Origin of the sequence: Desulfosporosinus sp. OT, assembly GCF_000224515.1 — a bacterium.
In the GTDB taxonomy this organism is placed as follows: Bacteria; Bacillota; Desulfitobacteriia; order Desulfitobacteriales; family Desulfitobacteriaceae; genus Desulfosporosinus.
The window spans coordinates 1-1221 of record NZ_AGAF01000098.1 but is presented as its reverse complement, the minus strand read 5'-3'; the positions used below and the strand labels follow the sequence as shown (position 1 = coordinate 1221).

The following is a 1221-nucleotide window of genomic DNA, read 5'->3' as shown; positions in this document are numbered from 1 at the left end:
CTGCCGGGATAATCACTGCCCACAGCAGTGCGGATGTCTTGGTAAACAGCTGAGATCTCAGCCTCGCCGGCATCCAGATCAAAGCCCAGATAATAGTTATAACCTGAGAGCTCATCCCCATTTTCTTCAGCAAGCGTCTCCTCCATGGCTTTGATCACATCCATATCTTTGACCACGATATAATAGCTGCCCGAGATGGATGACCCCCCCAGGCTCTTTTCAAGAAAGGAGTCCAGCCTTTCCTTGACTGTAAATGTCCGGTTTAACACCGTCAGGGTATCGTTTTCATACTTGCTGGAGCCGGAATAAATGAGAATCTCCTGATCCCCCAAGCTGACCGTTTGATGGGTCAGCCGGTTATAATCCTCCAGAGGAATCAGATAGTATTCCCTGAGCGAAGATGAGGCGTTGGACATTTTGCTCTCAGCTGTGATCACCGTGCCGACCTCTTGATTGCCGGAAAAGAACAGATACCTGTAATCCATCCTATCCTTCACCACCAACCGGTGCTTTGCCAATACTTCGTGAACCAACCTCTGCAGGCCCTCGACGGATTGCTGAGCAGACACGGGGGCGGAAATCATGATATTTTGGGGGTACCGGGTGTGCAGCACATCCTCCATCCCAATGTACAAGGACACGGTGGTTGACACCATCACCAGCACAGCCGTGGCCATGATACAAATACTGGCCAGCCCCACGGCGTTTTGCTTCATTCGGTACATCATCCCCGCAACGGCGGTGAAATGCCGGGTCTGATAATAATACCCCTTGTTCCTGCGCAGCAGTTTAAGCACAGCGATGCTGCCAGCGGTAAACAAACAATAGGTGCCAACCATCACCAGGAGAACGGCATAGAAAAATTGACTATAGGCGGCCAAGGGAGACTGTGTGGTGAGGGAGATAAAATACCCCCCGCCCAGGCTCAAGGTCCCGATCACCACCAGAGGCCATTTGGTTTTCGGCTCCTTCTCCCCGGTCTGACCGCCCTGCAGGAGTTCAACAGGCTTAGCCAGATGAATTTGGCGCAAGGTATTGAGCAGCGTCAACAGAAAAATTCCCGCAAACAATACCAGCGCAGCCGCCAAAGCAGGGCCGGACACGTTAAAGCCCAGGGGCACCTCAAAGTTGAGGATTTTCAGCAGGACCATGAAGATCAGCTTAGAGAGAAGTATCCCGCCCAGCAGGCCCGCCCCCAGGCTGATCACTGCCACATAGAGG

General features: G+C 52.7%; 1 protein-coding gene. It reads right to left on the bottom strand.

Annotated elements, in window-relative coordinates; translation table 11 throughout:
• Positions 1-1221 (bottom strand): hypothetical protein (locus DOT_RS08695; RefSeq protein WP_040411700.1); only part of this gene is annotated, 1221 nt, incomplete at both ends.